The sequence below is a fragment of the Arthrobacter cavernae genome (assembly GCF_017368795.1).
GTDB classification, from domain to species: Bacteria; Actinomycetota; Actinomycetes; order Actinomycetales; family Micrococcaceae; genus Arthrobacter; species Arthrobacter cavernae.
The window spans coordinates 1-15,903 of sequence record NZ_JAFNLL010000023.1 but is presented as its reverse complement, the minus strand read 5'-3'; the positions used below and the strand labels follow the sequence as shown (position 1 = coordinate 15,903).

The 15,903-nt window shown below is 63.1% G+C and carries 18 protein-coding genes; 10 read left to right on the top strand and 8 right to left on the bottom strand.

Annotated elements, in window-relative coordinates; translation table 11 throughout:
- Window positions 1-24: 24 nt before the first annotated feature.
- Window positions 25-618, bottom strand: a complete 594-nt coding sequence (locus tag J1902_RS10465) for a DUF3043 domain-containing protein (protein ID WP_207616197.1) — start codon at window positions 616-618, stop codon at window positions 25-27.
- 118 nt (window positions 619-736) lie between these two features.
- Here J1902_RS10465 and J1902_RS10460 point away from each other — a divergent pair, with 118 nt between their 5' ends.
- The 5 genes from J1902_RS10460 to J1902_RS10440 all read left to right on the top strand — a co-directional run bounded on the left by J1902_RS10460 (window position 737) and on the right by J1902_RS10440 (window position 5,903).
- Window positions 737-2,170 carry a dipeptidase gene (locus J1902_RS10460; protein WP_207616196.1) on the top strand — a complete coding sequence of 478 codons (1,434 nt, stop codon included), beginning with the start codon at window positions 737-739 and terminating at the stop codon, window positions 2,168-2,170.
- A 192-nt stretch (window positions 2,171-2,362) separates the two neighbouring features.
- Window positions 2,363-2,752: a HesB/IscA family protein gene (locus J1902_RS10455; protein WP_207616195.1), complete on the top strand. Its 390-nt coding sequence runs from the start codon at window positions 2,363-2,365 to the stop codon at window positions 2,750-2,752.
- A 184-nt stretch (window positions 2,753-2,936) separates the two neighbouring features.
- Window positions 2,937-3,809, top strand: a complete 873-nt coding sequence (ctaC, locus tag J1902_RS10450; RefSeq protein ID WP_207616194.1) for an aa3-type cytochrome oxidase subunit II — start codon at window positions 2,937-2,939, stop codon at window positions 3,807-3,809.
- A 10-nt stretch (window positions 3,810-3,819) separates the two neighbouring features.
- Entirely contained in the window at window positions 3,820-5,505 is a 1,686-nt protein-coding gene (gene ctaD, locus J1902_RS10445) for an aa3-type cytochrome oxidase subunit I (RefSeq protein WP_207616193.1), read from the top strand.
- Complete coding sequence (locus J1902_RS10440; protein WP_207616192.1) at window positions 5,502-5,903, top strand: cytochrome c oxidase subunit 4; 402 nt, start codon at window positions 5,502-5,504, stop codon at window positions 5,901-5,903. The genes ctaD and J1902_RS10440 overlap by 4 nt, the downstream gene beginning before the upstream one ends.
- A 78-nt stretch (window positions 5,904-5,981) precedes the next feature.
- Here J1902_RS10440 and J1902_RS10435 read toward each other — a convergent pair whose 3' ends face one another.
- Window positions 5,982-6,275: an HPr family phosphocarrier protein gene (locus J1902_RS10435; protein WP_207616191.1), complete on the bottom strand. Its 294-nt coding sequence runs from the start codon at window positions 6,273-6,275 to the stop codon at window positions 5,982-5,984.
- 163 nt (window positions 6,276-6,438) lie between these two features.
- Between J1902_RS10435 and J1902_RS10430 the strand changes: the two genes are divergently transcribed.
- Entirely contained in the window at window positions 6,439-7,227 is a 789-nt protein-coding gene (locus J1902_RS10430) for a GntR family transcriptional regulator (protein ID WP_207616190.1), read from the top strand.
- A gap of 78 nt (window positions 7,228-7,305) precedes the next feature.
- Here the strand turns inward: J1902_RS10430 and qcrB are convergent, their stop codons facing one another.
- From qcrB to ctaE, 4 genes are all read right to left on the bottom strand, one after another.
- Entirely contained in the window at window positions 7,306-8,979 is a 1,674-nt protein-coding gene (qcrB, locus tag J1902_RS10425) for a cytochrome bc1 complex cytochrome b subunit (protein ID WP_207616189.1), read from the bottom strand.
- Window positions 8,957-10,027, bottom strand: a complete 1,071-nt coding sequence (gene qcrA, locus J1902_RS10420) for a cytochrome bc1 complex Rieske iron-sulfur subunit (RefSeq protein WP_207616188.1) — start codon at window positions 10,025-10,027, stop codon at window positions 8,957-8,959. Before qcrA ends, qcrB begins: the two co-directional genes overlap by 23 nt.
- A 101-nt stretch (window positions 10,028-10,128) precedes the next feature.
- Complete coding sequence (qcrC, locus tag J1902_RS10415) at window positions 10,129-10,917, bottom strand: cytochrome bc1 complex diheme cytochrome c subunit (RefSeq protein WP_207616187.1); 789 nt, start codon at window positions 10,915-10,917, stop codon at window positions 10,129-10,131.
- An 88-nt stretch (window positions 10,918-11,005) separates the two neighbouring features.
- Complete coding sequence (ctaE, locus tag J1902_RS10410; protein ID WP_307794425.1) at window positions 11,006-11,644, bottom strand: aa3-type cytochrome oxidase subunit III; 639 nt, start codon at window positions 11,642-11,644, stop codon at window positions 11,006-11,008.
- Between the two features lie 148 nt (window positions 11,645-11,792).
- Between ctaE and trpD the strand changes: the two genes are divergently transcribed.
- Window positions 11,793-12,848 (top strand): anthranilate phosphoribosyltransferase, encoded by a 1,056-nt coding sequence (trpD, locus tag J1902_RS10405; protein ID WP_207616185.1) that lies wholly within the window; start codon window positions 11,793-11,795, stop codon window positions 12,846-12,848.
- A gap of 105 nt (window positions 12,849-12,953) precedes the next feature.
- Here trpD and J1902_RS10400 read toward each other — a convergent pair whose 3' ends face one another.
- Both J1902_RS10400 and J1902_RS10395 read right to left on the bottom strand, forming a co-directional pair.
- On the bottom strand, window positions 12,954-13,235 hold the full coding sequence (locus J1902_RS10400) for an Lrp/AsnC family transcriptional regulator (protein ID WP_207616184.1): 282 nt from the start codon (window positions 13,233-13,235) through the stop codon (window positions 12,954-12,956).
- A 73-nt stretch (window positions 13,236-13,308) separates the two neighbouring features.
- The gene (locus J1902_RS10395; RefSeq protein ID WP_207616183.1) at window positions 13,309-13,707 is read right to left on the bottom strand and encodes a DUF3054 domain-containing protein; all 399 of its coding nucleotides are present in this window, start codon (window positions 13,705-13,707) and stop codon (window positions 13,309-13,311) included.
- A gap of 99 nt (window positions 13,708-13,806) precedes the next feature.
- Between J1902_RS10395 and J1902_RS10390 the strand changes: the two genes are divergently transcribed.
- From J1902_RS10390 to J1902_RS10380, 3 genes are all read left to right on the top strand, one after another.
- Window positions 13,807-14,184, top strand: a complete 378-nt coding sequence (locus J1902_RS10390; protein ID WP_207616216.1) for a VOC family protein — start codon at window positions 13,807-13,809, stop codon at window positions 14,182-14,184.
- Window positions 14,185-14,306: 122 nt separating this feature from the next.
- Entirely contained in the window at window positions 14,307-14,762 is a 456-nt protein-coding gene (locus J1902_RS10385) for a VOC family protein (RefSeq protein ID WP_207616182.1), read from the top strand.
- 86 nt (window positions 14,763-14,848) lie between these two features.
- Window positions 14,849-15,274, top strand: a complete 426-nt coding sequence (locus tag J1902_RS10380) for a VOC family protein (protein ID WP_207616181.1) — start codon at window positions 14,849-14,851, stop codon at window positions 15,272-15,274.
- Window positions 15,275-15,903: the final 629 nt, after the last annotated feature.

Sequence of the window (15,903 nt, the reverse complement as noted above, 5' to 3'; positions counted from 1 at the left end):
GCTGTCTGGCCGTCCGGCCATTGCCTAGGACGGGAACTCGCCGCGCTTGACCAGCGGCTTGGGCAGGCGGAGCTTGCGGAACTGCAGGGAGCGCATGCTGCCGTACCAGACGGTGCCGCGTTCCACCTCGCCGAACTTGTCGAGCAGCCGCTTGCGCAGTTTCCGGGACAGGATGAAGACATCCACGAAGACGGCCAGGAACATGACCCAGAAACCGATCAGCACGTAGCTTAGCTGGTCGCTGGACGAGGGAATGATCAGCGAGATCACCACGAAGAGCAGGGCGCCGAACATGAGGTACTCGCCGAGGCTGAAGCGGGCGTCCACGTAGTCGCGGGCGTAGCGCTTCTGGGGTCCCTTGTCCCGCAGCGGCAGGTACTTTTCGTCCCCGGTGTCGAGGGCCTGGCGCATTTTCTGGCGCTGGTCCTGGATTGCCACACGCTCGGCTTCCTTGGAAGCCTTGCGGTCCGTTGGCACCAGGGGACGCTTGCGGGCGGCCTCCTGGTCCTTGCGCTTGGGTGTCGGGGTACCTTTGCCGGCACCTGACTCCTGCGCGGCGGCGTGGGCCTGGTCAACTACGTCTTGAGCGCTGGGCTCTTCCTTTTTACGTCCAAACACCCATAAAGAATACCCCGCGGGATAGTGGCGCGGATTACGTAACGATGGTGATGACGGGGCGCCCGCTCCGGATGGCACCTCGTACTGGTGCGCGGTTCCCCCGTTGTAGTGTTTGGCCATGACTTCAACGAACGCGGAGATCCCGCAGAACCAGCAAGGGAACCCCGGCACCATCAACGTCGAGGCCCTGCGCCAGGCCGTCAATTCCTCCTTTGACAGCACCGTTGCCCGTCTGAAGGACCTGGTGGCCATCCCCGGCATTGCCTGGCCGAGCTTCGATCCGGCCGAGCTGGAGCGCAGCGCCGAAACGGTGGCGGAGCTGGTCCGTGCCGCCGGCATGGACGATGTCCGGATCCTGCGCTGCGACAAGGAAGACGGCACCCCCGGCGGACCCGCCGTCGTCGCGCGTCGCCAGGCGGCCCCGGGCAAGCCGACCATCCTTCTCTATGCACACCACGATGTGCAGCCGCCCGGCGACCGCGCCCTCTGGGAATCCGAGCCCTTCACGGCAGAGGAGCGCAATGGGCGCATCTACGGCCGTGGTACCGCTGACGACAAGGCTGGCATCATGGTGCACCTGGCAGCCCACGCCGCTGTGGCCGCGGTCCTCGGCGCCGGCTTCGGACTGGGTGTGACGTTCTTCTTCGAAGGCGAAGAAGAAGCCGGCTCGCCGACATTCCGGACGTTCCTGGAGACGCACCGGGAGTTGCTGCGCGCCGACGTCATCGTGGTGGCCGACTCCAGTAACTGGAAGGTAGGCGTGCCGGCACTGACCACCAGCCTGCGCGGGCTCGTTGACGGGACCTTCGAAGTCCGGGTCCTTGAGCACGCCGTGCACTCCGGGATGTTCGGCGGTCCCGTTCTCGATGCCCCCACGCTGCTGTCCCGCCTGATCGCCACCCTGCACGACGACGACGGCAATGTCGCCGTCGCCGGCCTGGTCGCCAAGGACGAGGCCGGCGTCGACCTCACCGAAGCCGAATACCGTGCCGATGCGTCAGTGCTCGACGGCGTCCGGCTGGCCGGCTCGGGCACCATTGCCTCCCGCCTGTGGACCAAGCCGGCGCTCTCGATCATTGGCATTGATGCGCCCGCCGTGGATGTCGCTTCGAACACTCTGGTCCCTTCGGCCCGCGCCAAGTTCAGCCTGCGCCTGGCTCCGGGCCAGGACCCGCAGTCCGCCATGGAAGCCATGCGGCAGCATCTGGAAAGCCATGCACCCTTCGGTGCCCGTGTGACCTTCACACCGGGGGAGTCCGGCAACGCGTTCTCGACGGACACTGCCTCCCCTGCAGCCCGCATCGCCATGTGGGCGCTCGGGGAGTCCTGGGGGGTCAAAGCCGTGGAGATGGGCATCGGCGGTTCCATCCCCTTCATTGCGGACCTGACCGAGATGTATCCGGACGTCCAGATCCTGGTCACGGGTGTTGAAGACCCGGATTCGCGCGCCCACAGCGCCAACGAGTCACTGCACCTTGAGGACTTCCGCCATGCCGTCCTGGCCGAGGCGCTGATGCTTGCGCGTCTGAATGCCGAAGGCCTTGAAGGCTAGGCACGCCGGCCTGGCCCTTGCCCGGCGGCCTCAGTCAACTTTTGGGAACAAGTCAATGGTGGTGGCGGTTACGTCAGGAGTTATAGCTATGCGTCCACTCGACGTAGCATGGAGCTATAGCCCGTACGTAATTTGGTAAGGGCAGGCAGCGCGGAAGCGCCGCCGCCAGGAGCGTCATAAGAAGGTAGGCCAATGAGCACTGCAACCAACGAAAACAGCACCGGAGCCACGCTCGCCGCAGGCGAGGAGCTTCCCACGCACGAGGTCCAGCTGACCGACGTAGCAGCAGGCAAGGTCCGGAGCCTCCTCGAGCAGGAAGGGCGTACCGATCTGCGACTTCGCGTTGCCGTGCAGCCGGGCGGCTGCTCGGGCCTCATCTACCAGCTCTACTTCGACGAGCGCCTCCTTGACGGAGACGCTGTCCGCGACTACGACGGCGTCGAAGTTGTTGTCGACAAGATGAGCGTTCCCTACCTGAGCGGCGCGAGCATCGACTTCGAGGACACCATCTCGAAGCAGGGCTTCACCATTGACAACCCGAATGCCGGTGGCTCCTGCGCCTGCGGCGATTCGTTCCACTGATCTGAGTCTTTCGCCGCATGTCGGCCCAGTTCGCAGCGGGTTTCGACCCGATCCGAACCAGTGGGCCGACATGTCTGCGAAAACCGCCGCGTAGCGGTAAGCTCTACATCGGGTAGTAAAACTTTTAGTGTGCCCGGTGGGCCTTTGGCCTGCCGGGAGACAGCAACAAGAGGAAGGGCCGTCTGTGAGTTCGCAGAACCGAACCGGCAGCCGACGCATAAAGATCACATCGATCACTGGCTTGGCACTAGCCGGCGCGTTGGTTTTGACCGGATGTTCGCCAGAGGTAGAGAAGGGTTGGCTGCCGACAGAGCGCGGCACCACCAACCACACCGACCGGATCATGGACCTCTGGGTCAACTCATGGATCGCCGCCCTCGCCGTCGGCATCATCACGTGGGGCCTGTTGGTCTGGTGCATCATTGCCTACCGTCGCCGCAAGGGCACCACGGGATTCCCCCGGCAGCTCAGCTACAACCTGCCGCTCGAGGTCTTCTATTTGACGATCCCGCTCTTCATGGTCCTGGTGTTCTTCTACTTCACCGACCAGGACCAGCGTGCCATCGATGACCGCTCCCAGCCGGCCGACGTCGTCGTCGACGTCCGCGGCAAGCAGTGGGCCTGGGACTTCAACTACAAGCAGGGCCAGGTCATCCCCGAGGACCTCTATGAGGCCGGCGTCCAGGCGCATCTCACGGGCAATGAGGTCGACAAGGAGAAGCTCCCCACCCTGTACCTGCCGGTCGGCAAGTCGGTGGACCTGGAGCTCAACTCCCGCGACGTCATCCACTCTTTCTGGGTTCCCGCCTTCCTCCAGAAGCGCGACATGATCCCCGGCAAGACCAACTACATCAGGTTCACCCCCACCAAGGAGGGCACCTACGACGGCAAGTGCGCTGAACTCTGCGGCGAGTACCACTCCGAGATGCTGTTCCGCGTCAAGGTTGTCTCCGAGCCTGAATTCCAGGCCCACATGGACAAGCTGCGCCAGGACGGCAACACGGGCCTGCTCGGCGAAAAGTACGACCGCAACCCGAACCTGAACGAAACCAAGTAAGGGGAGCGACGTGGCTACTTACACTCAATCCGCCGGGATCCTCGAGGCTCCCGTAGTTCCTAAGTCCAAGGGACGCATCGTCGTCAACTGGATCACCTCCACGGACCACAAGACCATCGGGTACATGTACCTCATTGCGTCCTTCGTGTTCTTCTGCCTGGGCGGCGTCATGGCGCTGCTCATCCGGGCGGAACTGTTCGAACCCGGCATGCAGATCCTGCAGACCAAAGAGCAGTACAACCAGATGTTCACCATGCACGGCACCGTGATGCTCCTGATGTTCGCAACGCCGCTGTTCGCAGGCTTCACCAACGTCATCATGCCGCTGCAGATCGGTGCACCCGACGTCGCCTTCCCGCGACTGAACGCGCTGGCCTTCTGGTTCTTCCTCTTCGGCTCCACCATCGCCGTCTCCGGCTTCATCACCCCCCAGGGTGCTGCATCCTTCGGTTGGTTCGCTTACGCTCCGTTGTCAAACACGACGTTCAGCCCCGGCGTCGGCGGTGACCTCTGGGTCTTCGGCCTAGCCCTGTCCGGCTTCGGCACCATCCTCGGTGCGGTCAACTTCATCACCACCATCGTCTGCATGCGCGCCCCGGGCATGACCATGTGGCGGATGCCCATCTTCACGTGGAACGCGCTGGTGACGTCCATCCTGGTCCTGATGGCGTTCCCGCCGCTGGCTGCAGCCCTCTTCGCGCTCGGCGCTGACCGTCGCTTCGGCGCACACATCTTCGACCCCGAAAACGGCGGCGCAGTCCTGTGGCAGCACCTGTTCTGGTTCTTCGGCCACCCCGAGGTATACATCATCGCCCTGCCGTTCTTCGGCATCGTGTCTGAAATCTTCCCGGTCTTCAGCCGCAAGCCGATCTTCGGCTACAAGGGCCTTGTCTACGCGACGATCGCCATTGCTGCTCTGTCCGTGACAGTGTGGGCGCACCACATGTACGTCACCGGTTCCGTGCTGCTGCCGTTCTTCGCCTTCATGACCATGCTGATCGCGGTACCCACCGGCGTGAAGTTCTTCAACTGGATCGGTACCCTCTGGCAGGGTTCCATCACCTTCGAAACCCCCATGCTCTGGAGCATCGGCTTCCTAGTGACCTTCCTCTTCGGGGGCCTGACCGGCATCATCCTGGCCTCCCCGCCGCTGGACTTCCACGTCTCCGACTCCTACTTCGTGGTTGCGCACTTCCACTACGTGGTCTTCGGCACCGTTGTGTTCGCCATGTTCGCCGGCTTCTACTTCTGGTGGCCGAAGTGGACGGGCAAGATGCTCAACGAGCGTCTGGGAAAGATCCACTTCTGGCTCCTGTTCCTGGGCTTCCACGGCACCTTCCTGATCCAGCACTGGCTCGGTGTAGAAGGCATGCCCCGCCGCTATGCCGACTACATGCCGCAGGATAACTTCACGTGGATGAACCAGTTCTCCACGATCTCCTCCTTCGTCCTGGGCGCCTCGCTCCTGCCGTTCTTCTGGAATGTCTACATCACCTGGCGCAGCAACAAGAAGGTCGAAGTTGACGACCCGTGGGGCTTCGGCGCCTCGCTCGAGTGGGCAACTTCCTGCCCGCCGCCGCGTCACAACTTCACGTCCCTGCCCCGCATCCGTTCGGAGCGCCCGGCACTGGACCTGCACCACCCCGAGCTGGCCCCGTCGCACAGCGTCGCTGAACTGAAGGAGAGCGCCAAGTGAAAGTAGAATCGTGGCTCTTCGGAGCCGGAGTCTTCTTCTTCATCCCCGTCTCGCTGGCTTACGGCTTCCTGACCAACTGGTCCGAGTGGGTCGGCATCCTGGGCATCCTCCTCGTCGGCGGCCTCGCCGGCATGATCGGCGCCTACCTCGGTTTCACCGGCAAGCGCATCGGCATGCGCCCCGAGGACCGTCCCGACGCTGAAATCCACGAAGGCGCCGGCGAGCAGGGTCACTTCAGCCCCTGGAGCTGGTGGCCGCTGGTTCTCGGCCTGGCTTGCGCCGGAGGCTTCCTCGGCCTGGCCGTGGGCTTCTGGGTGATGTTCGTCGCTGCCGGCCTCGCCCTTGTGGCACTGGTCGGCTGGGTCTTCGAATACAGCCGCGGAGACCACGCGCACTAGCAAGTCCCGCAAGACAACGACGGCGGGCCCCACCAATTTGGTGGGGCCCGCCGTCGTTTAAGGCCGGTACAGAAGCCGTCAGCGGCTTTCGCTGGCCTGCAGGAGGGCCGACAATGCGGCCAAGGCACCTTCTGCGTCGCGTACGGTACTGCCGGCCGGCAGGGCGTCGGCGGAGACCTCAAGCAGCACTTCGCAGCCATGACCGAAGTCCTCGGTCATGACCTCCAGCAGTGAACGGGCGTCCACCGGATGCTGGCCGGGCTTCCTGATGGTGACGGGCAGGCCCGTGTCCGTGACTGCCCGGACAAACACGGCAGCTGCGCGGGCGTGCAGACCTATCTCCGCGGCAACGATGGCTTTGTGCTCCGGCAAGCGGGCTCCTTTGCTCTGACGGACGTGTGCCGCCACTGGAATCAGTTCCATACAAGCGTAGCGCCGCCGCGGCCACTGCGGCGCCTGCCCGGTCGCTGGTCTAGACCTGAGATCGGCGTGGCCTACCCTTGTTGTATGAAGCAAAGTGAGCAGGCGCGGCGCTGTGGCTGAAGCATCCGCGATCGCAGGCGAAATCGACCGGAACAGTGGCGTGCCCATCTACGTGCAGCTGCGGGAAATCCTGCGGGGATTCATCGGGCAGTCTTGTCCGCCGGGCTCGGCATTGCCCTCCGAACGCGATCTGTCGGAGCGGTTCGGACTGGCCCGCATGACCGTGCGTCAAGCTATCGACGCCCTGGTTGGTGAGGAGGTCATCGAGCGCGTCGTAGGGCTTGGAACATTCGTCAAGAAGCCCAAGCTGGACCTCCAGGTAAAGCTGACGTCCTACAGCGAGGAAATGCAGCGGCGCGGCATGGTCCCCGCGGCGAAGGTCCTCAGCTTCGAGCAAATCGCCGCCAGCGCCTTTCTGGCGCGCGAACTGCAGTTGGATGAAGGAACACCCCTGGTCCGTTTCCGGAGGCTCCTGCTGGCCGATAACGAGCCGATGAGCGTGGATGAGAACTTCATTCCGGCGCACCGTGTCCCGGGCCTGCTGGACGAGGCTCCGCCCACGTCCCTCTACAACGTCCTGAGCGAACGCTACGGACTGGTCATGGAATGGGGCGAGGACATGATCGAGGCGACTGCCGCCTCGCCGTCCACCGCCCGGCTCCTGAACGTCGACGTCGGTTCGCCCCTGCTGAAGATCCAGAGGCACGCCTTTGTTGCCCGGGCCATGGTGGACTATTCCGTCTCGTACTACCGGGCGGACAGGTACAAGCTCTGGATCCCGCTGCAGCGTCCCGGAACCAGGCCAACGCGCAACTATTCGACGGGCTACCGCACCACGTAAGGCATACGCTGCGTATTGAGAAACGAAAAGAGGGGCCCGGTCCAATGGACCGGGCCCCTCTTTCTTGAGCGGTGTCAGCTAGTGGCTGAGGCTCTTCTGTTCTTCGCCGGATTCAATGGCTTCGTGGTGGCCGTGGGCATGGGCCGCTTCGAGTTCCGCGGGCGTTGCCGGGGCAACACGGTCCTCGAAGAACCACTTGGAGAGCGCGGCGCGGCGCTTTTCCTTGTTGGTGACCACGCCGTGTTCGTTCGGAACGGCCGGCAGCGGAGCCGGGGATTCGAAACCGACCAGCTTGTAGCGCTTGTACTCATCCAACGGTGCGTGGACTTCGATAAACTCGCCGTGCGGCAGGCGCACGATGCGTCCGGTCTCGCGGCCGTGGAGTGCGATCTCGCGGTCCTTGCGCTGAAGGGCCAGGGCCACGCGCTTGGTCACGATGAACGCCAGGACCGGGCCAAGGAAGAACAGCGTGCGCAGCCAGTAGGTCACGTCGTTCAGCGAAACGTGGAAGGCGGTTGCGATGAGGTCGGAACCCGCTGCCGCCCACATGACGCAGTACCAAGTGAAACCGGCCACACCGATCGCCGTACGGGTGGGGGCGTTGCGTGGGCGGTCCAGGACGTGGTGCTCACGGTTGTCCTTGGTGACCCAGCGTTCGATCCACGGGTACATGAACAGCACCGTGAAGATGATGCCTGCAGGCACAAGGGCCGGGAGCAGGACGTTCAGCGTCAGGGTGTAGCCGAAGACGACGTACTCGAAGTGGAAGTCGTTGATGACACCCGGCATGAGCCGGAGTGCGCCGTCAACGAAGCCGATGTAGAAGTCAGGCTGGGTACCGGCGGAAACCGGCGAGGGGTCATACGGGCCGTAGTTCCAGATCGGGTTGATCGTGAATGCGGCAGCCATCAGGGCGATAACGCCGAAGACGATGAAGAAGAAGCCACCGGCCTTCGCAGCGTAAACCGGCCCCAGCGGGTAGCCGACGACGTTGCCGTCGCTGCGGCCCGGGCCGGGGTACTGGGTGTGCTTGTGGACGACAACCATGAACAGGTGGATGACGATCATCAGCAGGATCAGTGCCGGCACGAGCAAGATGTGCAGCACGTAGAGGCGACCGATGATGGCGGTGCCCGGGAATTCCCCGCCGAACAGGAAGAACGAGGTGTACGTTCCAATGACCGGGATTGACTTGACGACTCCGTCGATGATGCGCAGGCCATTGCCGGAGAGCAGGTCATCGGGGAGGGAGTAGCCCGTGAAGCCGGCAGCCATGGCCAGGATCAGCAGAACACCACCGACAACCCAGTTCATTTCACGCGGCTTGCGGAAGGCACCGGTGAAGAAGACGCGCAGCATGTGCACACCCAAGGACGCCACGAACAGCAGCGCGGCCCAGTGGTGGACCTGGCGCATGAACAGACCGCCACGGATATCGAACGAAATGTTCAGCGAGGAACTGTAAGCTACGGACATTTCGACGTTGTACAGCGGCGTGTAGGAACCCTGGTAGTGGGTCTCGGCCATGGACGGGTCGAAGAAGAACGTCAGGAACGTGCCCGACATCAGCAGGATGACGAAGGAATACAGCGCCACCTCACCGAACATGAAGGACCAGTGGTCGGGGAAGACTTTGCGTCCGAATTCGCGCAGGATGCCGGAGCCGCCTACACGCTCGTCTACGAAGTCCGTGAAACGGCCCACTTTGGTCTTGGCGACGAAGGGGGCTTCAGCTGTTGATGCGGCGCTCATGCTCGTCACGCTCCCAGTAACTCGGTCCGACAGGTTCTTTGAAGTCGCTCGTGGCTACGAGGTAGCCCTCAGCATCGATGGCGATGGGCAGCTGGGGGAGCGGACGGCTGGCCGGGCCGAAGATGACCTTGCATTCCTGCGTGAGGTCGAACGTCGACTGGTGGCAAGGGCAGAGCAGGTGGTGGGTCTGCTGCTCGTAGAGAGCAACGGGGCAGCCAACGTGCGTGCAGATCTTCGAGTAGGCAACGATGCCGTTGTAGCCCCAGTTTTCGCGGCCCGGTGAGGGGTTGAGCGATTCCGGGTTCAGGCGCATGAGCAGCACAACGGCCTTGGCCTTTTCGTTCAGCTTGCCTTCGTGGAGCTCGTTGAGACCTTCGGGGATGACGTGGAACGCCGAACCGATGGTGACATCCGAGGCCCTGATGGGGGTGCCGTCGGGATCACGCGTCAGTCGCTTGAGCTTGCCGCCCTCCGGTGCCCACATGGTGTGCGCCAGCTTGTCGTCAGGGCGCGGACCAAGGTCGCCGAAGACGGCCAAGGCCGGCAGCGGGGCAAGAGCCACGGCACCCAGAAGGGTGTTGCGGATCAGGGGACGGCGCTTGATGCCGGTTTCCTCGACAATGTCGTCGACGATGCGTACGGCGGCCTGGCGGTCTTCCTCGCTGCGGATGCCGTGGCGCTCTTCCGACACTTCGTGGTCCGGCATAAGGGCCTTGGCCCAGTGCACAATACCTGTGCCGATGCCGAGCATCGCGAACGCCGTGCCCAGACCCAGCAGAAGGTTCTGCGTGCGGATCGTGGCAATCGAGGAATCGTGTCCCAGATCGATGGCGAAGTACGCCACCAGGAAGATCACGGTACCGAAGATCGAGCTGCCAAACAGAATGGCAACCTGACGCTCGGCACGCTTTGCGGCTTTCGGGTCCGTGTCAGCCAGGCGCAAACGATGCGGAGGCAGTCCAGGATCCTGGAACTTCTCCACCTCATTCTGACCAGCCGTAGCTACGGTGCCCGAGGGGTTCGGACTGCCGTCACTATGGTTGCCCATAATTCGCCTCATCCTTCTCTCGTTGTCTCGGCCTGAGCCGAGTTAATTATCAGTTCCAACCTGCTGACCGTGCAGCAGAAGTTTTTGTGGCCGTGGTGCGGCTACGAAGTGCGTGACGTCAGCCAGATGGTGAAGGCAATGATGACGCCGAGACCGGCGACCCACACGAACAGACCTTCAGCCACCGGACCCAAAGCACCGAGGTCGGCACCGCCCGGGGAGCCGTTGGCCTCGATCGTCTTCAGGAAGGTGACGATGTCGCGCTTGCCCTCCGGGGAGACATTGGAGTCGTTGAACACGGGCATGTTCTGCGGGCCCGTGACCATGGCCTCGTAGATGTGCTTGCCGCTCACATCGGCCAGGGCCGGCGCGAACTTGCCGCGGGTCAGGGCACCGCCAGCTGCCGCCGCATTGTGGCACATGGCGCAGTTGACGCGGAAGAGTTCGCCACCGTTGGCTGCGTCTCCCTTTTCGTCAAGAAGGTGCTCTTCGGGAATGGCCGGGCCAGCGCCCAGGGAGGCAACGTAAGCCGACAGCTCGTGCGTCTGCTCATCGTTGAACTGCTTGGGCTTCTTCTCGGCCTGGGGGCCGTTCATCTGCATGGGCATACGGCCGGTGCCAACCTGGAAGTCAACTGCGGCTGCACCTACGCCGACCAGCGAGGGGCCGTCCTTGGTTCCGCTGGCACCCATGCCGTGGCACGTGGCGCAGTTGGCGGCAAAGAGCTTGCCACCCTCCTCTGCGTCATTCGCACTGAAGCTTGTGGTGTCGGCCTTGGCCTGGTTGACGGTTGTGGCAACGGCGTAAAGCCCACCAGTGAGGAGGAGCCCCATCAGCAGCAGCGCTATGGCTGCCAGTGGGTGACGTCGCTTCTGCGAGAGTGCCTTCACGTGGTGGTTCCTTTATTCGATCCTGCGTCGGCTCCGTGAGCCGCTTCTTGAAATTCTGCCTCTTGTAGAAAAAGAGTCAAAGCCGGGCTTACTTGAGGACGTAGATGACCAGGAAGAGGCCGATCCAGACAACGTCAACGAAGTGCCAGTAGTACGAGGTGACAATGGCCGACGTCGCTTCAAAGTGCCCGAACTTCTTGGCAGCAAAAGCGCGGCCGATGATGAAGAGGAAGGCGATAAGGCCGCCGATCACGTGCAGACCGTGGAAGCCGGTCGTTATGTAGAACGCGGAGCCGTAGGCGTTGGACGACAGGGACACATGCTCTGAGACGAGCATGGCGTATTCCATCGTCTGGCCGGCCACGAAGAACGAACCCATGATGAAGGTCAGGACGAACCATTCGGTCATGCCCCAGCGGGTGAACTGCAGCGGGCCGCCCGTGCGGCGCGGTTCAAGCCGCTCGGCGGCGAAGACGCCCATCTGGCAAGTAAAGGAACTTGCAACGAGGACGATGGTGTTTACGAGCGCAAACGGGAAGTTGAGCTTGGCGGTCTCTTCGGCCCACATCAGTCCGGATGTGGAGCGCAGAGTGAAGTACATGGCAAAGAGACCGGCGAAGAACATCAACTCACTGGACAGCCAAACAACGGTTCCAACAGAAACCAGATTGGGGCGGTTCAGCGTCGGGTGCGCCGGGGTACTGGGGGCATGGGTCGCAGATGTCACAAGGACATTATGTCTGTAAAAGTCCAGACTTCCCAATGCGAACCACCGAATCCGGAGACTTTTTCTACAAAGACGCGAAATCGCGCTGAAAAGTTCCCGGTGGGGCCGGCATTGGTCATGGGAGCCGCTCGCTCGATAGCATCAGGAGGTGACTTCACCGGCATCGGCACAGCAAACCAGCACCTGGCCTGGGATCATCTCAGCGCTCATCAACGGGACCGACCTTGAAGTCGACCATACGGCCTGGGCCATGAACAGCATCATGTCCGGCGAAGCGACTCCGGCGCAGATCGCGGGGTTCCTGGTGGCCCTCCGGGCCAAAGGTGAAACCGTGGAAGAGTTGACCGGCCTGGTTGAGGCCATGGTCAGCCACGCCAATCCCATCTCCATCGCCGGCGAGAAGCTCGACATCGTCGGAACCGGCGGCGATCAGCTGAACACCGTGAACATCTCCACCATGGCCGCGCTCGTATGCGCCGGGGCCGGCGCCCGTGTGGTCAAGCACGGCAACCGGGCGGCGTCGTCGTCGTCGGGCTCTGCCGACGTCCTTGAAGCCCTCGGTGTGCGCCTCGACCTGCCGATTGACAGGGTTGCCCGGAACGCGGAAGAGGCGGGAATCACCTTCTGCTTTGCCCAGGTCTTCCACCCTTCTTTCCGCCACACGGCAGTCCCCCGCAAGGAACTGGCCATTCCGACGGCCTTCAACTTCCTGGGTCCGCTGACCAATCCCGCCCATGTGCAGGCATCGGCAGTGGGTGTTGCCAACGCCAGGATGGCGCCGCTCGTGGCCGGCGTCCTGGCGAGGCGTGGCAGCCGCGGCCTCGTCTTCCGTGGCGATGACGGCCTCGATGAACTCACCCCCACGGGTCCTTCCACTGTCTGGGAAATCCGGAGTGGACAGGTAACTGAGCAGACGTTCTCGCCGGCCGGGCTTGGCATCCGTGCATCCACCGTGGCGGATCTGCGCGGCGGGGACGCCACCGCCAATGCCGTGGTTGTCCGCGACGTGCTTGCCGGCCGGCCGGGCCCCGTCCGTGATGCCGTGCTGCTCAATGCCGCGGCGGGCCTTGTCGCCTTCGATACGCAGGCTGACGGAACCCTGACAGAGCGGATGCATGCCGCGCTGGGGACTGCCGCGGAATCCATCGACTCCGGGAAAGCGGCTGCCGTCCTGGCGAAATGGATCGAACTCAGCCGGGGATAGGCTGCGTTCCCACCGTCAATCCAGTCCCACCGTCAATCGAGTCCCACGGCACTGCAAAAGAGCCGCCGACGTGGTGTGCCGGCGGCTCTTTGACGTTAAGGTCCCCTACTGCTCGAACCCCAGGGCAAAAGCCGCGTCAAGATCGTGCTGCGAGTAGGAGCGGAAAGCGATGTGGGTGGTGGTGTGGACCACGGCCGGCACTTTGGAGAGCCGGTCGGCAATGACATCGGCAAGTTCCTCATGCTGGGATACGCGGGCCACTGCAATGAGGTCCCACTCGCCGGTGACTGAATAGACCTCGCTGATGCCCTCGATGGCAGAGATTTCCTCTGCGGTTTCCGGGATGCGCGAAGCATCCGTCTTGATCAAAACGAAAGCGGTGATCACGTAAGGCCTTTCCGGAAAAGCATCGTTGCGGTTGCTTTCAAGCCTAGTACATCAGGCCCTTCGGCGAGGCGCTTCAGGCGCGTGGCCGGGACCTTCGGAAGCGCCTTCCCAGGGCGATGATTCCGCGGTAGCCGAGCAGGAATACGGCCAGGCTGATCAGTGCAACGATCACGAAGGGAAGAACCACGGACTGCCCGGTGATTGCCCGCAGCAGCATTCCACCTGCCACGGCGCCGATCCACACTGCCACCCCCGCTGGCCAGAGGGCCAAGGGGGCGCGCCACGCCCGCACGGCGAGCCAGGCAATGGCTGCACCGGCCAGGAAAGGCCATGCCGTTGCGAAGACGCCTGTGATGACATCTCCACGTGCATGGGCATCGCGGCCGATGGCAGCGAAGACGAGGATCAGCAGTGCATCAACTGCCGCCGTGAACACGGCTGCAGGAACTGTGGTGCGGGAAGGTGAACGCATGCTTCCGACACTATCCGGGGTGCTGCCCTTGTACGAAGCCGGCAAGCCGTCCAAGCTTGCGTCAAGGAGAACATGCCGCAGACCGCCCGGGAGGAACCGTTGAAGCTCATTCAGGTAGCCCAGTACGCCGAGGACCTTGAGCGGGCGTCGGCGTTCTATTCGCAGCTCCTGGAGGCGGAGCCGCGGGCCGTCTTCGATCCGCCGGGCCTGCTCTTCTTTGACCTCGGCGGGGTGAGGCTCCTGCTGGAGAGGGGAGCGCCGTCGTCGCTGTTCTACCTGGAAGTTGCCGACATCCATGGCCGGATCGAGGACCTTCGGAGACGGGGCGTGAGAATCATCACCGATCCTCACGTCATCTTTACCCATGAGGACGAGCGCCTTGGTCCTGCCGGATCCGAGGAATGGATGGCCTTCTTCGAAGACAGCGAAGGCAACACCGTCGGTCTGGTCAGCCGGATGCGCGCCGCCGGCGATTAGGTGCAGACGACCCGACGGCGTCGTGATGAGCGCCGCCGTCGGGCGTTGTGTGATGAATGCCTCGGTACTAGCCTCGAACAGGGGCCAAAAAGGGACCCCGACGGACTCGAAGGGTGGGCGCCATGCAGAAGATTTCCACGTGTCTCTGGTTCAACAGCGAGGCCGAAGAGGCCGCCGCGTTCTACACAGCTCTGTTTGCCGATTCATCCATCGGCCAGACCATGCCTGGACCCGACGGCAAGGCCATCACGGTGGAGTTCGAGATTGAGGGCAGGGAGTTCACGGCATTGAACGGCGGTCCGGCGTTCAACTTCACCGAAGCTGTTTCACTGGTCGTCAACTGCGCAACTCAGGAAGAAGTCGACAAGTACTGGGATGCGCTGGTTGCCGGTGGCGAGCAAAGCCAGTGCGGCTGGCTCAAGGACAAGTACGGGCTGTCCTGGCAGATCGTCCCGACTGCCCTGCCCGGGCTGCTGACCGGCCCGGACGCAGCCGGTGCCCAGCGTGCCATGGAGGCCATGCTCCGGATGCAGAAGCTCGACATCAACGTCCTGCAGAAAGCGTACGACGGCGACTGAATGTTCGGGGGCAGTTGCCTTTGTGCACTGCTAGCATGTCCGCACGGCGACGCACGGCGCCGCCCATCGAATGAGGAGAACCGATCATGACAACCCGCCTCAACCCGTATCTTTCCTTCCGGGACAATGCCAGAGACGCCATCACGTTCTATGAGACCGTCTTCGGCGGCGAACTCACCATTAGTACCTTCGGTGAATTCCACGCCAGCGAAGATCCCGCCGAAGCCGAGAAGGTCATGCACGGCATGCTGGTTTCCGGGAACGGACTCGTGCTCATGGCTGCGGACACGCCCAACAGCATGGATTTCACGCCGGGCAACAACTTCTCGGTCTCGCTGAGTGGCGAGAGCGCGGATGAAGCCGAGCTGCGTGGCTACTGGGACAAGCTCTCCGACGGCGGCACGGTCACCATGCCGCTGGAGCCGGCGCCGTGGGGTGACACCTTCGGCATGTGCATCGACAAGTTCGGCATTGCCTGGCTCGTCAACATTGCAGGGGCGCCGGCCGCATAGTCCGGGTGCTTCATCCACAGTGCGAAGGGGCTCCGTCCGGATTGAGTGTGGACGGAGCCCCTTTCGCGTTCATGCGCCGGAGCGAGCATGGCTGCGTGCCGTGGCCCAGGCGGCGGACCCGTGCGGTTCTAATTCTTGAGATGTTGCGTGAGGACTTCGTACTCCTCCACGCCGAGGATCTGCATGTGTTGTGCTTCGCTGCTCTCCGTCCGGATCGCGTTTGCGGCTTGCTGGCTTCCGGTCAGAGTCTCCTCGCTGTCCCATAGTGTGATGGAAAGGGAGGTAGTTCCGGTTCCCTTGAGGTAGTAGATCCCCCGGCATCCGGGGAGCTCGAGGACCCGGTTGACGGTGTCTTCGGTGGGGGCTCCTGTGGAGTCTGGGCCCGGCTGGTAAGTGCTGACTCGAGCGAACATTGTTTCCTCCGGTCGTCATCCTTGGCGTCTGCTGCCGTTGGGAGCCCGTGAAGGCGTGGCTGGAATGAACTAGCTCCTGGGCCTGTGATGTCGGGTTCCTTCCACTAGTAAGCACCGAATAGGGCCCGTGGGCAAGCATCCAGCCCTGCCCGGCTGCAGGGCCAGTACCGGACCGGAGGGTGGGCGTGTTGTGGTGCGGCCGTTGGATACCTTCGC

Coding starts and splice junctions, on each gene's coding strand:
- J1902_RS10460 (WP_207616196.1), top strand. CDS start 737: ATGACTTCAACGAACGCGGAGATCCCGCAGAACCAGCAAGGGAACCCC.
- J1902_RS10455 (WP_207616195.1), top strand. CDS start 2,363: ATGAGCACTGCAACCAACGAAAACAGCACCGGAGCCACGCTCGCCGCA.
- qcrB (WP_207616189.1), bottom strand. CDS start 8,979: ATGAGCGCCGCATCAACAGCTGAAGCCCCCTTCGTCGCCAAGACCAAA.
- qcrA (WP_207616188.1), bottom strand. CDS start 10,027: ATGGGCAACCATAGTGACGGCAGTCCGAACCCCTCGGGCACCGTAGCT.
- J1902_RS10395 (WP_207616183.1), bottom strand. CDS start 13,707: ATGCGTTCACCTTCCCGCACCACAGTTCCTGCAGCCGTGTTCACGGCG.
- J1902_RS10385 (WP_207616182.1), top strand. CDS start 14,307: ATGCAGAAGATTTCCACGTGTCTCTGGTTCAACAGCGAGGCCGAAGAG.
- J1902_RS10380 (WP_207616181.1), top strand. CDS start 14,849: ATGACAACCCGCCTCAACCCGTATCTTTCCTTCCGGGACAATGCCAGA.